12 protein-coding genes are annotated in these 13205 nt (G+C 72.2%); 7 read left to right on the plus strand and 5 right to left on the minus strand.

Annotated features, from left to right (window positions below; translation table 11 throughout):
• On the minus strand, positions 1-1127 hold a 1127-nt coding region (locus AB0J72_RS41915; protein WP_363409908.1), incomplete at its 3' end, for an Hpt domain-containing protein.
• 228 nt (positions 1128-1355) lie between these two features.
• Between AB0J72_RS41915 and nhaA the strand changes: the two genes are divergently transcribed.
• The 3 genes from nhaA (at position 1356) to AB0J72_RS41930 (ending at position 4123) form a co-directional block, all read left to right on the plus strand.
• Positions 1356-2540 (plus strand): Na+/H+ antiporter NhaA, encoded by a 1185-nt coding sequence (gene nhaA / locus AB0J72_RS41920; protein WP_363409911.1) that lies wholly within the window; start codon positions 1356-1358, stop codon positions 2538-2540.
• 184 nt (positions 2541-2724) lie between these two features.
• On the plus strand, positions 2725-3720 hold the full coding sequence (locus tag AB0J72_RS41925; RefSeq protein ID WP_363409914.1) for a sodium:calcium antiporter: 996 nt from the start codon (positions 2725-2727) through the stop codon (positions 3718-3720).
• 46 nt (positions 3721-3766) lie between these two features.
• Entirely contained in the window at positions 3767-4123 is a 357-nt protein-coding gene (locus tag AB0J72_RS41930; RefSeq protein ID WP_363410090.1) for an STAS domain-containing protein, read from the plus strand.
• 74 nt (positions 4124-4197) lie between these two features.
• Here the strand turns inward: AB0J72_RS41930 and AB0J72_RS41935 are convergent, their stop codons facing one another.
• The 3 genes from AB0J72_RS41935 to AB0J72_RS41945 form a co-directional block, all read right to left on the minus strand.
• Positions 4198-4977: a hypothetical protein gene (locus AB0J72_RS41935; protein WP_363409917.1), complete on the minus strand. Its 780-nt coding sequence runs from the start codon at positions 4975-4977 to the stop codon at positions 4198-4200.
• Between the two features lie 241 nt (positions 4978-5218).
• Positions 5219-5878 (minus strand): hypothetical protein, encoded by a 660-nt coding sequence (locus AB0J72_RS41940; protein WP_363409920.1) that lies wholly within the window; start codon positions 5876-5878, stop codon positions 5219-5221.
• Between the two features lie 120 nt (positions 5879-5998).
• Positions 5999-7285 carry a citrate synthase gene (locus tag AB0J72_RS41945; RefSeq protein ID WP_363409923.1) on the minus strand — a complete coding sequence of 429 codons (1287 nt, stop codon included), beginning with the start codon at positions 7283-7285 and terminating at the stop codon, positions 5999-6001.
• A gap of 254 nt (positions 7286-7539) precedes the next feature.
• On the opposite strand from AB0J72_RS41945, the gene AB0J72_RS41950 reads away from it, so the two are divergent.
• A complete protein-coding gene (locus AB0J72_RS41950) occupies positions 7540-8013 on the plus strand; it encodes a hypothetical protein (RefSeq protein WP_363409926.1) in 474 nt (157 codons plus the stop codon).
• Positions 8010-8678 (plus strand): class F sortase, encoded by a 669-nt coding sequence (locus AB0J72_RS41955; protein WP_363409929.1) that lies wholly within the window; start codon positions 8010-8012, stop codon positions 8676-8678. Before AB0J72_RS41950 ends, AB0J72_RS41955 begins: the two co-directional genes overlap by 4 nt.
• Here AB0J72_RS41955 and AB0J72_RS41960 read toward each other — a convergent pair.
• Positions 8638-9681, minus strand: a complete 1044-nt coding sequence (locus tag AB0J72_RS41960) for a hypothetical protein (protein ID WP_363409932.1) — start codon at positions 9679-9681, stop codon at positions 8638-8640. The genes AB0J72_RS41955 and AB0J72_RS41960 overlap by 41 nt on opposite strands.
• 341 nt (positions 9682-10022) lie before the next feature.
• Here AB0J72_RS41960 and ung point away from each other — a divergent pair, with 341 nt between their 5' ends.
• Both ung and AB0J72_RS41970 read left to right on the plus strand, forming a co-directional pair.
• A complete protein-coding gene (gene ung / locus AB0J72_RS41965) occupies positions 10023-10697 on the plus strand; it encodes a uracil-DNA glycosylase (RefSeq protein WP_354902959.1) in 675 nt (224 codons plus the stop codon).
• A 7-nt stretch (positions 10698-10704) separates the two neighbouring features.
• The gene (locus AB0J72_RS41970; RefSeq protein ID WP_363409935.1) at positions 10705-12393 is read left to right on the plus strand and encodes a DUF5931 domain-containing protein; all 1689 of its coding nucleotides are present in this window, start codon (positions 10705-10707) and stop codon (positions 12391-12393) included.
• Positions 12394-13205 lie beyond the last annotated feature (812 nt).

Raw genomic sequence — 13205 nt, forward strand, 5'->3', positions numbered from 1 at the left:
TGCGTCAACGGATCCTTCACCGCCTCCAGGAGGGACCGGTCCAGCTCGGTCTCCTTACCCTCCTGCGCCAAACGGATCTGCTTACCGAACGTCGAGGACAGATCCCGCACCACCCGCGGCAACTTCGACCACAAATGATCAATCGCCTGCATCCGCGTCTTCATCACCGACTCCTGCAACTCAGAAGTGATGAGATTCAACCGCTGACCCGTCCGCGTCATCGCCGGATCCGCCACCGAACCGATCGCCCGGATCAACTGATTCCGGGTCAACACCAACTCCCCCACCAAATTCATCAACTTGTCCAGCAGATCCACATCCACCCGGATCGACTGATCCGCAACACTCCGCTTCGACACCGTTTCGTCGGCCGCGACTTCCCCGCCGCCCGGTCCACCGGGGGCTGCCGGCTTCGCGACGGACGTCGGCGCGGCGGCGGGAGCGGCGGGAGCGGCGGGGGGCGTGGGGGCCGCGGGGGCCTCAGCGGCGGCGGGAGCGGCTGGCGGAGGCGCGGCGGCCGGAGGGGCGGCGGCCGGAGGGGCGGCTGGGGCCTGTGGGGCCTCTGTCGTCGGTGGAATGGACACCACGGTGACCGGCTGCACCACGAGCACCTCGGCGGCCGGAGCGGCCGTCACGGGTTCGACGACGTCTCCGCTGACCGCGGCCGCCGGAGCGCTCCCGGGTACATCGGCAGCAGCGGCCACCTGAGGAGCCGGGGCGGGCGTCGTGGGTGCGGAGCCGTCGGTGATGCAGGCGTTGACCGCGGCGATCACGCCCGAGTCGTCGCCCTCGAGTTCGCGGCCGTGCTCCTCGATCTCCGACAGCAGCCCACGGACCGTGTCGACCATCCGCAGCAGCGCATCGGTCGTCGACGGCGTCATACCCTGCGCGCCGTCCCGCAGCCGGGACAGCAGCGACTCACCGACGTGCGTCACCTTCTCCAGACGGTTGAACGCCAGGAAACCCGAGGTGCCCTTGATCGTGTGGATCGTCCGGAAGATCGACGACAGCAGCTCGCGCGACCCCGGCGCCGCCTCCAGTGCCACCAGGTCCCGGTCGAGCTGGTCCAGGTTCTCGTGCGACTCCACGAGGAACTCCTGGACGATGTCACCCAACTCGTCGCTCACTGCCACGCTCCCCTTCTCCGACGGCCCAATCGACCGCCGGAGCGGGAACCTGAGAGCAAAACCACGCCCGAACGCCGCGGGGCACGTGGCGGGCCGCGACACGGCCATGAGGACCGGCGGCGGTCCACAGTGGATCGTCGGCCCGATGGGGGTAGCATTCGCCGCAGGTGTGCCGGGAAGTCTGGTCGGCGGACAGGATGAGTCTGCCCGCTGGAGGAGGCCCCCCGGATGGCACGTCGCACCGCACGGCGGCTGGACATGCTGCTGGAGTTCCTGCGCCTGGAGACGACCGGCGGCAGGCTGCTGCTCGTGGCGACCGGGCTCGCGCTGCTGTGGGCCAACCTGCCCGGCGGCACGTATGAGCAATTCTGGTCGCTGCGCCCGCCGTCCTCGGCGCTGCTCGACGCGCTGCACCTGGACCTGCCGCTGGCGGGCTGGGTCACCGACGGGCTGCTGACCGTCTTCTTCTTCGTCGCCGGGCTGGAGGTCAAGCGCGAGCTGACCGTCGGGGAGCTCGCCGGCTGGCGGGCCGCGGCGCTGCCGGTCGTGGCGGCGTTCGGCGGGATGTGCGTGCCGGCGGTCGTCGCGATCGCCGTGTCCGGCGGCGCCGCCTCGCACGGCGGGGCGTGGGCGATCCCGGTCGCGACGGACATCGCGTTCGCGCTCGGGGTGCTGGCGCTCGCGGGCTCGGCCCTTCCGTCGGGGGTGCGCGTGCTGCTGCTGTCGCTCGCCGTCATCGACGACCTGGGCGCCATCACGCTCGTCGGGGTGTTGTTCGCGCACGACGTCCGGGTGTGGTGGCTGGCCGCCGGTTTGGCGTTGTGTCTGCTGTACGGGCTGCTGCACCGCCTCCGGTACGCCCCCGACTGGCTCGTCGTGCCGGTCGCCGCCGGCGCGTGGGTGTGCGTCCACGGCGGCGGCGTCCACGCCACCGTGACGGGCATCCTGCTCGGGTTGCTGACGCCGGTCCGTGCGGCCACCGCGGACGCCGAGTCGCCCTGTGACCGGCTCCTGCACCGGCTGCATCCTGTCTCGGCCGGCGTGATCGTCCCGGTCTTCGCGCTCGCCGCCGCGGGCATCCCCCTCGCCGCGGCCGGTGACGTCATCGGTGACCCGCTCGCGTGGGGGGCCGCCGCCGGGCTGCTCGTCGGCAAGCCGATCGGGATCATGCTCGGCGCGTGGCTGGCGGTGCGGGTCGGGCTCGGCGCGCTGCCGCCGTCGGTCCGCTGGGGTGACGTGCTGCCGGTCGCGATGCTCGGCGGGGTCGGCTACACGGTGAGCCTGCTGATCGCCCGCCTGTCGGTGCCCGGCGGCGGCGCCGACACGGCCGCGGCGGCGGTGCTGGGGGCCTCGATCGTCGCGGCGGTCCTGGCGACGGTCCTGGTCCGGTGGCGCGGCAGCGCCCAGTCGTGACCGGCCGGAGAAATGGTGAGACCGGCATCCACGGGGGAAGACGCCGGTCTCGATAAAAACGATAAGGCTCACGAGCGCATTCCGCCAGCCGTGCGGGGACTGATTCCCCCGGAACCGGTTACGGATCGCGGAATCGACAGGGGGAGGTACTGTGTCGGTCCGTTGACCCGGACCTAGGAGACTGATGTCGACGCTGCTCGTCGTCGGGCTCGGCCTGCTCGGGCTGGCGCTGCTGACCGTGGGTGCCGACCAGGCGGTGGTGGGCGCGAGCCGGCTCGCGACGCTGCTGCGGGTCGCGCCGGTCATCGTCGGTGTCGTCGTGATCGGACTGGGCACCAGCGCCCCCGAGTTCGTGGTGTCCGGCACCGCCGCGGTCCGCGACAACGCGGGCCTGGCGCTGGGCAACCTCGTCGGCTCCAACATCCTCAACGTGACCCTGGTCCTGGGTGTCGTCGCGGTCGTGTCGCCGGTGATGGTGCGCTCGTCGGTGCCGGTGCGGGAGGCGCCGCTGATGGCGGCCGCGGTCGCGGTGTTCGGCGCGTTCGCGCTGGTCGGGCTGAAGTTCGTGGCCGGGCTGCTGCTCGCCGTGCTCAGCGTCGGCGCGCTCGCCCTGCTGGTGCGGCTGTCCCGGGTACAGGACGGGGATCCGCTGCCCGAGGACGTGGCCGCGTTCGTGTCGCCGGTCCGGTCGCGCCGCTGGTGGGTCTTCTGGTCGCCGGGGCCCCGCCGGTGGTGGGTCGAGGCGCTGCGGACCGTCGGCGGGCTCGTCGCGACGCTCGGCGGGGCGCAGCTGCTGGTCGACAACGCGGTCACGCTCGCGCACCGGTGGGGCGTCAGCGACCAGGTCATCGGCTTCACGCTGGTCGCGTTCGGCACGTCACTGCCGGAGCTGATGACGTCGGTGCAGGCGCAGCGGCGCGGCGAGGGCGACCTCCTCGTCGGCAACCTGCTGGGCAGCAACATCTTCAACAGCCTGATCGGCGGCGCGGTCGTCGGTCTCGCCGCGGGCGGCTCGACGATCGCGCCGTTCGGGTTCGCCGCGGTCACCGCGATGGTGTTCGCCGCGGTCCTCGCCTGGCTGCTGCTGTGGCGGGGCAGCAGGATCACCCGCCCGGAGGCTTGCGTCCTGCTGGCGGCGTACGTGTGTGTCCTGCCACTGCTGATCTCCGCCAACCCGTGAGTTTCCGTTTGGCGGGACTGGGTACGCGACTCGAATGGGCGACGCGATGGTCCGGACACACCGCTCCGGAGACGTACTTGTGGTGGAAGTGCTGGGTCCTCTGGAAGCCGCGACGGTAGGCGCGCTGCGGTCCGTGGTCCTCGACACGATCGACGCCCACCGGCCGGCGGTGCTCACCGTCGACCTGCGGCGCGTCCCGTTCATGGACTCGATCGGCATCGGCACCCTGGTCGCGATCAACAACAAGGCCCGTGACGTCGGCGGCCGGATGGAGGTGCGCAGCCCGTCACCGTTCGTGCACCGGCTCCTGCAGGTCACCGGGCTGACGGAGCTGTTCGGGCTGCCCGACCTTCCGGTCGACGCCCCGGTCTCGGGCGCCGGCCTGATCCTTCCGTCGTCCTAGGTCTTTCCGGTTCCGTTTTCCGGCGTCGGTACCGGCGGCGCCGTCCACTTCGATCGCCGTCGTCAGCGTCGGCGTCAGTACCGGTCGACGATGACGCTGGAGACGCCGGCGGTGTTGTCGATCTCGTACCTGTCGGCGGCGGCCGGGTCACCGCTGGAGAACGCGGCGCCGCCGGCCACGCCGTCGTGCCGGGTGCCGTCGAGCGTGACGTTGCCGGCGCCGCCGCCGGCGACGACCTTCACGGGCCCGCCCTGCGGCAGGTGGACGCGGAACGTGGAGGCGCCGCCGCTCATCCGCACGGGCACGACGCCCTTCGCGGCGGGCAGGGTCAGCTCGATGCTCGACACGCCCCCCACGTATTCGACGCCGCCGATCTCACGCAGCCCGCGCAGGTCTGCGGTGTTGCTCGTGGCGCCGGCGGTGAACCGGACCGTCCAGCGGACGGCACGGTTGAGCTCGACGCTGACGACCCCCTTGTCGGCCTTGCCGTTTCCCGAGTCCCGCAGCTGCACGCCGACGCGGCCGTCGGCGGTGGTGACGCTCGGGACCGTCCGGCCGTCGCCGGGCGTGCTCACCCGGAACAGCGTGTCGCCGAGGTCCGCGGCGGTGACCGTGACCGCGGTGGCCCCGCTGAGCAGGTCCAGGGTCGCCGGGTCGCGGCCGGCGACGGGCGCGGTGACGGTGTGCGGCGCGCCGCCGCCCCGGGGATGCTGGACCCGCCAGATGAAGACGGTGACCGCGGCCAGCACCACGACCGCGAGCAGGATCATCCCGCCGATGAGCCAGACGGTGCGTGGGGACGGTCCGGCGGCGTGCGCGGGGGCCGTGGCACGGCGGCGGGAGACGGTCACCATGCCGATGTGGTCTCCGCGTCGGTGTGCATCGAAACGCGTCAGCGTCCTACTTCAAGACCGGGGCCGCCGCCACGGGGGAAGCGGCGGCCCCGGCGTCCTTGGGATGCAACGCAATGTACTCCCAACGTGAGCCACTGCACAGCCCCAAACCGTGCCGTCTTCCCACCTCTCGCGGAACTGTCCTATGTAGAGCGTCCGGCCGCACGGAACCGCACACAATCCCACAGCATCAGCCGATTCCTCAGCGGAGCGCCGCGGCGCGGCGGCCGACCTCGGCCGGCGTCAGCAGCTCGCCGTCGAGCACGACGGCCCAGAAGGCGGACAGCGGGATCCGCTCGAACAGCGGCGAGCCGAGCCCGTCGAAGACCCGCTCCGGCGCCAGCTTCAGCGACGTGGTCACCACGATCGTGGGGATGCTCTGCGCGAGCGCCAGCGTGCCCTTGATGTTCAGCACGCGGGTGGGGCTGATCGCGTCGGCGCCGGCGATGCCGGTCACCGGCAGCAGCCCCTCGGTGCCGGGCGCGTCGACGGTGCCGGCGGGCAGCTGCGCCGCGACGGCCTTCACGAGGGCGCTGCTGGGGGCGGTGCGGGCCCAGCCGCCGCGCTGGTGCAGCAGGCGCGTCGCGGTGGCGACGCTCGCCTCGACGTCACGGTCGAGCTGCTCGCGGATCGCCCGCAGCGCCGGTCCCGGGTCGTCGGCGTTCGCGGCGCGGGCGATGTGCCACATCGAGGCGTACCCGGGCAGCAGGCCCGGCAGGGGCGCCACGACCGCACGCAGCGTGACCGGGTCGTGGACGAACTCGGCGAGGCCGTCGAGGACCTGCCGGGCCACCCCGGTCGCTCCGGACGTGCGGTCCTGCACTGCCGCGGTGAGTAGCGGCGACAACGTTGGCGCGCTCATGAAACCGGTCTCCCCTGTCGAAAACGGACAACGACCCCAGATGGACCTCATGTATGAGACAGCCGGGGTCGATCTCCGTCAAGGTACAAACGAGCAAGAACCGGTCGACGCTGCGGGTCTTTACCGACCAGCAATCGGCGTGTAATCGCGGGCGCCGTAACCGATGTAGACCTGACGCGGGCGGCCGATCTTGGTCTCCGGGTCGTTGATCATCTCGCGCCACTGGGCGATCCAGCCGGGGAGCCGGCCGAGCGCGAAGAGGACGGTGAACATCGTGGTCGGGAAGCCCATGGCCTTGTAGATGAGGCCCGTGTAGAAGTCGACGTTCGGGTACAGCTTGCGGGAGACGAAGTACTCGTCGGAGAGCGCGATCTCCTCGAGCTGCATCGCCAGGTCCAGCAGCGGGTCGGGCTTCGCCATGCGACCGAGGATCTCCTGCGCGGCCTTCTTCACCAGCGCGGCCCGCGGGTCGTAGTTCTTGTACACACGGTGACCGAACCCCATCAGGCGGGTGCTGGAGTCCTTCTTGTCCTTGACCCGGCTGACGAAGCTCGCGATGTCGCCGCCGTCGTTGTGGATCTGCTGGAGCATCTCCAGCACGGCCTGGTTGGCGCCGCCGTGCAGCGGGCCGAAGAGCGCGTTGACGCCGGCGGAGACGGAGGCGAAGAGGTTGGCCTGGCTGGAGCCGACGAGCCGGACCGTGGACGTCGAGCAGTTCTGCTCGTGGTCGGCGTGCAGCAGCAGGAGCATGTCGAGGACCTTGACCGCGACCGGGTCGACCTCGTACGGCGTCGCGGGGACACCGAACGTCATCCGCAGGAAGTTCTCGACGTAGCCCAGGGAGTTGTCCGGGTACAGCATCGGCTGGCCGATCGCCTTCTTGTAGGCGTACGACGCGATGGTCGGGACCTTCGCCATCAGGCGGATCGTGGAGATCTCGACCTGCTCCGGGTCGAACGGGTTGAGGCTGTCCTGGTAGAACGTCGACAACGCGCTCACCGCGGAGGACAGCACCGCCATCGGGTGCGCGTCGCGCGGGAACCCGTCGAAGAAGCGGCGCATCTCCTCGTGCAGCAGCGTGTGGTGCTGGATGCGGCCGGTGAACTCCTCCAGCTGGGCCGGCGTCGGCAGCTCGCCGTGAATGAGCAGGTAGGAGCTCTCCAGGAACGTCGAGCGCTCGGCGAGCTGCTCGATCGGATAACCCCGGTAGCGCAGGATGCCCTCGTCGCCGTCGATGTAGGTGATCGACGATACGCACGATGCGGTGTTGACGAACCCGGTGTCGAGCGTGACCTGACCGGTGTCCTTGAGCAGTTTGGAGATCTCGAGACCCTCGGGCCCTTCCGTCGCCTTGCGTGCCGGCAGGTCGAGCTCGCCGTCCGGGTATGTGATCTTGTACTCACTCATGCGCGTCGTTCCCGTCTCGTCGAGCAGTCCGGCTCCTGGCCGCGGCCGCCATTGCCCGCGACCGGCGCTTATGGCGCCGACGCGCAGGATTCCAGACGCACCCGCCCCATGGTGAGGCGGGGCGCTCACGTGCGACATTTCCTACTCGTCAACCTCTTGACCAATCTTCCCACAGCCGTCGCGGACGCACTTCCTGGCGAGTTCCTCCGGCATGGGTGTTCGGCGGTCACCCCGCTTTGGTGGCCAATGGGAGCATGCGAAGAATCCTGCTGTCCGGCGGCGTGATCGCCGGCACGACGGCCGCGCTCGCCCTTCCCGGCGTCGCGTCGGCCGAAGGCGCCGGCTCGGTCACCCCGGACACGGTGAAGCCGGGCGGGAGCGTCACCTTCAGCACGGTCTGCCCGGACGGCGTGAAGTCCGCCGACGTCGCCGGCACCGTGCTCGGCCTGTCGGCCCGCATCCCGATGGAGGCGAGCAAGACGCCCGGCTCGTTCTCCGTCGCCGTCGACATCCCCGCGTCGATCTCCGCCGGCACGTTCAACGTCAGCATCGACTGCGGGGACGGCAGCTCTTCACTGGTCAAGCTGGTCGTGACGCCCAGCGGCGGGGTGCCGACCGGCGGCGGGTCGACCGCGCGGGGCCCCAACCGCTCGCTGATGGCGGTCGGCGGCGGACTGCTGCTGGTCGGTGCCGCCGGGGCGCTGTTCCTGCGACGCCGCACGGTGTGAAGCACCGGCACCGGCCCCGGCACCTGCTCGTCAGGTCCAACGGCACCTGGCGCGGCGGCACCGCCGTGGGCGTCATCACCCTGGCCGTCGCGGGCGTCTCGCTCGTCGGTGCCGGCTACGGCACGGGCCCGCCACCACCCGTCGTGGCGGCCTCCGGGTCGGGCTCCGCCGGGATCGCGAGCGCCGCCGTGGCCGCGTCCACCCCGGTCGGGCTGCGCATCGGGGCGATCTCCGTCGAGGCCCCGGTCGAGCGGGTCGACGTCGACCGCGACGGCACGCTCATCCCGCCCTCCCTGCGCGAGGCGACGAAGGTCGGCTGGTACGAGCGGGGACCGACGCCCGGCGAGAACGGCAACTCCGTCATCGTCGGGCACGTCGACACCGCCGGCAGCGGGCCCGCCGTCTTCTTCCGGCTCGGCCTGCTCAAGCCCGGCGACTCGATCGTCGTGGCGCGGCGCGACGGCTCGTCGGTCACGTTCGCCGTCGACGGCGTGCGGCTGTACTCCAAGCACGAGTTCCCCGCCGGCCTGGTCTACGGGCCGGCCACCCGCCCCCAGCTGCGGCTGATCACCTGCGGGGGCACGTTCGACCGGGCGACGAGCACCTACTCCGGCAACACCGTGATCACCGCGACGATGGTGTCGTGGCGAGCTGGTCCAGGGTGACGGCGTGGATCCGGCCGGCCGGCACCGACCGCTCCAGCAGCATGTTGCGCATGACCCCGACCGCGAGCGGCGAGCCGCACAGGTAGACGTCGTGCGACTTCCACTCGGCGAAGTCCACCACCACCTGCGGCAGGGATCCGCTGAGGTACGGGTGCGCCGGCCCCCTCGCCACCACCGGGTGCACGGTGGCGTGGGCGCAGGCCGCGGCGTGCTCGCGCAGCGACTCCAGGTCGTACAGGTCGTCGCGGGTCGAAACGCCCCAGAACAGGTGAATGACCCGGTCGTCCTGGCGGGCCGCCAGCTCGTCCAGCAGCCCCTTCACCGGGGCGACGTGCACGTCCTCGGCGACGATCAGGATCGCCCGGCCGTGCTGCTCGATGACGAACTCCCCCTCGGCCCGGTGCAGGCGGACCGCGTCGCCGACCCGCGTGCCGTGCACGAGCGCGCCGGTGGCGTCGTCGCCGGGAGCCGCCTGCACGTGCAGCTCGAGCCGGTTGCCGTCGGCCGGCGGGGCGGAGATCCAGCAGGGCCGCCACGCGCCCGGCACCATCGGGTGCTCGATGACGGCGCGCTGCCCCGCCCGCGCCGGGTACGGCAGGTCGGTCACCAGGCGCAGCACCGCCACGTCGTCGCGGCGACGGTCGTGGGCGACGACGGTGGCCGTCCAGAACGGGGTGGCCTCCTGCTGCATCGCCTTGGCCTGGCGGAACCAGCCGACGACGAACCGCCAGGCTTCCCGCAGCGTGTCCGGGTCGTCGGTCGGCACCGCCTCGACCAGCGCCGCCTCGAACAGGTCCAGCTGGCGGCTGTGCGGCCCCATCAGCGCGTCGAGCGCCGGGGCCAGCTGCGCGAGGTGCGGCACCACGGCGCTGGGCTGGTCGAAGTGGTCCAGCAGCCACCCGAGGCCGCGCTCGGCCGCGGCCCGGTCCGCCGCGATCGCGCTGTGCAGGACCGTGCGCTGCTCCTGGGGCACCTCGGCGAGCCGCGCGACGACCGACCGCACGTCGCGTAGGCTCTCACGCAGCCGCTGCTGGAGCTGCGCGAGATAGCCCAGATCGCCGGGTTTCGGCCCTTCCGCCGGTACGTCCTGTGCAAGACTGTCCTTTGGCTGATCTTGGTGACGCCTGGGCCGCGGTGACGCCGCCCGATCGTGGGCGGCCTGCTCCAGCTGGGCCTGTCGCCATGCCCAGAGCACTGTCAACGGTTCGCCACCATGCCCGACCGGTCCTACGTGCGCCACGCCTCCAGTCTCCCGGGTTCCGCACGGGAACGCGGGGATATGTCGGAATTGGCAACACTTTGCCCAGCTCCAAAATGTCGTACCTCTTTCGTAGAGTGCGGTGCATGTCGTTGGATTTGCTCGAGCTGCTCCCCGCCGGCTGGCGGGACCTGATGAAGCCGCACCTGGATCTCGAGATCGTGCACAAGCTCGAGGCGTTCGTGGAGGCGGAGTATGCGGCCGGCCCCGTCTATCCCCCGCTGCCCGACCTGTTCACCGCCTTCCGGCTCTGCTCCCCGGAGGCCGCGCGGGTGCTGATCCTCGGCCAGGACCCCTACTTCAAGGAGGGCCAGGCCCACGGGCTCAGCTTCTCGGTGCGCCCCGGCGTGTCGATCCCCCCGTCGCTGCGCAACGTCTACAAGGAGCTCCGCGACGACCTCGGCGTCACCCCGCCCACCAACGGTGACCTCACCGGCTGGGCGAGCGACGGCGTCCTGCTGCTCAACGCGGTGCTCACCGTCCGTGCCGGCAAGGCCGCCTCCCACGCCAACAAGGGCTGGGAGCACTTCACCGACGCCGCGATCGCCGCGCTCAACTCGATGCCCCGGCGGGTCGTGTTCGTCCTGTGGGGCGGCTATGCCCGCAAGAAGGCCGTCCTGGTCACCAACCCCCAGCACAAGGTCATCGAGGCCGGCCACCCCAGCCCGATGAACCCCGCCGGTTTCCTGGGCTCGAAGCCCTTCAGCCAGACCGACGCCGCCCTCGTCGAGGCCGGCCTGCCGCCGGTCCGCTGGGTCTGACCCCGCCGTGAAGGCCCTCGAGGGACCGTTGTGGCGGGCGCTACTGGTCTTCCGCATCGCCGCGCTCGGTTATGCGGCGGTGCTGATGATCGGCAACTTCCAGCACTACTACTGGCCCCTCGGCGGCTGGCTGGTCCTGTCCGTCATGGCCGCCTGGACGGTGGTGAGCAGCCTCGCCTATGCGCGCCCCGAGCGCCGCGGCTGGCCGCTGCTCACCGCCGACCTCGCCGTCACCGCCTGCTGCCTGCTCTCCACCCGCTGGATCGTCCAGCCCGACGGCCTCGGCGTCGGCGCTCCCACCCTGCCGATGGCGTGGGTGGCGAGCCCGGTCGTCGCCTGGGCCATCTCCGGCGGCCGGCGCCGCGGCGCGATCGCCGCCCTGCTGATGAGCGTCGCCGACGTCGTCGTCCGCGACGGCTTCTCCCAGGCCACCGTCAACGGCCCGGTCCTCATGCTGCTGGCCGGCGTCGGCATCGGCCACATCGCGCGCCTCGCGATCGACGCCGAGGCCCGCCTGCAGCGCGCGACCGAGCTGGAGGCCGCGACCCGCGAGCGTGAGCGCCTCGCCCGCGGCATCCACGACTCCGTCCTGCAGGTCCTGGCCCTTCTCCAGCGCCGCGGCGCCGAGCTGGGCGGCGAGGCCGCCGAGCTGGGCCGGCTCGCCGGCGAGCAGGAGGCCACGCTCCGCGCCCTGGTCACGTCCAGCGGCCCCCTTCCGCGCTCCACCGGCCGCTCCACACCGGCCTCCGGCCGCCGCCCGTTCCGTTTGTCCCGCGCCGCCTCGGTCTCCCCCGCCGGCCCTCCACCCCTCCGGGCCGCCCCTCCCCCGGCGACCGCCGCGGTGTCCACGGCTTCGAACGGTGCGCAGGCAGCCGACGGTTCCGGCAGGTCGGGGGCGAGCGCCACCCGCGGCGCCGCCGGGTTCCTGACCTGGCGCCGGCGGACGCCACAGTCCGCCGCGTCCCGCGCCCCCACCGCTGACGCCGACACCGATCCGCCCCCTGCGGCCGCCGCCGCTGCTTCGGGCGGCGCGCGGGCAGTCGGCGGTTCCGACAGTTCAGGGGCGAGCCCCACCCGCGGTGCTGGCGCCCCGGCCTTCCAGGCCAGCCCTGGCGCCGACGCCGGCCGTCCCTCTGGAGCCGCCGCCGCTTCGAGCGGTGCGCGGGCAGCCGGCGGTTCCGGCAGGTCGGGGGCGAGCGCCACCCGCGGCGCCGCCGGGTTCCTGACCTGGCGCTGGCGGGCGCCACGGACCGCCGCGTCCCGTGCCGCCGGCTCCCGTGGCCGGCCCGGCTGGGGCGACGCCGGGCACGACCTGGTCGACCTGCGCACCCTGCTCGACCGTCACAACGCGACGGGCGTCAGCGTCGCCACCCCCGCCACCGAGGTCCTCCTCCCCGCCCCGGTCGCCGCCGAGGTGGCCGCGGCCGTCGCGGCGGCCGTCGACAACGTCCACCTCCACGCCGGCCCGGCCGCCAAGGCCTGGCTGCTGGTCGAGGAGCTGGACGACACCGTGACCATCACCATCCGCGACAACGGCCCCGGCATCCCCGACGGCCGCCTCGCCGAGGCCGAGCAGGCCGGCCGCCTGGGCGTCGCCCAGTCCATCCGCGGCCGCATCCGCGACCTGGGCGGCACCACCATCGTCACCAGCAGCCCCACCACCGGCACCGAGATCGAACTCCAGGTCCCCCGCTGACGCCAACCCCGCGTCTGCCAGAACGCACCCGCGTCTGTGCCGCACGCTGGTTCGCGGCTTTCCTGGCGACTCCCAAGCCCACAGCCAGTCCAGCCTCCGATACCGCAACAACAGACGCAGCGTCGACCTCACACTGCCGAGCAGACCAGCCGCCTGGACACCGCCCAACCCATCCGCAGCGACATCCGCAACCTCGGCAGCACCACCACCATCACCGGCAGCCCCACCACCGGCACTGGCACCGGACTCCAAGTCCCCCGCCGACGCCAACCCCGCGCCGGCCAGAACGCACCCGCGTCTGAGCCACACGCTGATTCGCGGTCTCCCGGACGACTCCCAAGCCCACAGCCAGTCCAACCTCCGCACCGCAACAACAGACGCAGCGCCGAACTCACACTGCCCAGCAGGCCAGCCGCCTGGACACCGCCCAACCCATCCGCGGGCCGCATCAGCAACCTCGGCAGCACCACCACCATCACCGGCAGCCCCACCACCGGCACCGAGATCAAGCTCCAAGTCCCCCGCCGACGCCAACCCCGCGCCGGCCAGAACTCACCCGCGTCTGAGCCACACGCTGATTCGCGGTCTCCCGGACGACTCCCAAGCCCACAGCCAGTCCAACCTCCGCACCGCAACAACAGACGCAGCGCCGAACTCACACTGCCCAGCAGGCCAGCCGCCTGGACACCGCCCAACCCATCCGCGGGCCGCATCAGCAACCTCGGCAGCACCACCACCATCACCGGCAGCCCCACCACCGGCACTGGCACCGGACTCCAAGTCCCCCGCCGACGCCAACCCCGCGCCGGCCA

Origin of the sequence: Dactylosporangium sp. NPDC049742 (genome assembly GCF_040674675.1) — a bacterium.
Classification (GTDB): Bacteria; Actinomycetota; Actinomycetes; order Mycobacteriales; family Micromonosporaceae; genus Dactylosporangium; species Dactylosporangium maewongense.

Bases quoted from the DNA above. Each gene is read 5' to 3' on its own strand.
- AB0J72_RS41925 (WP_363409914.1), top strand. From the start codon at position 2,725: ATGTCGACGCTGCTCGTCGTCGGGCTCGGCCTGCTCGGGCTGGCGCTG.
- AB0J72_RS41940 (WP_363409920.1), bottom strand. From the start codon at position 5,878: ATGAGCGCGCCAACGTTGTCGCCGCTACTCACCGCGGCAGTGCAGGAC.
- nhaA (WP_363409911.1), top strand. From the start codon at position 1,356: ATGGCACGTCGCACCGCACGGCGGCTGGACATGCTGCTGGAGTTCCTG.
- AB0J72_RS41950 (WP_363409926.1), top strand. From the start codon at position 7,540: ATGCGAAGAATCCTGCTGTCCGGCGGCGTGATCGCCGGCACGACGGCC.
- AB0J72_RS41945 (WP_363409923.1), bottom strand. From the start codon at position 7,285: ATGAGTGAGTACAAGATCACATACCCGGACGGCGAGCTCGACCTGCCG.
- AB0J72_RS41930 (WP_363410090.1), top strand. From the start codon at position 3,767: ATGGTCCGGACACACCGCTCCGGAGACGTACTTGTGGTGGAAGTGCTG.
- ung (WP_354902959.1), top strand. From the start codon at position 10,023: ATGTCGTTGGATTTGCTCGAGCTGCTCCCCGCCGGCTGGCGGGACCTG.
- AB0J72_RS41935 (WP_363409917.1), bottom strand. From the start codon at position 4,977: ATGGTGACCGTCTCCCGCCGCCGTGCCACGGCCCCCGCGCACGCCGCC.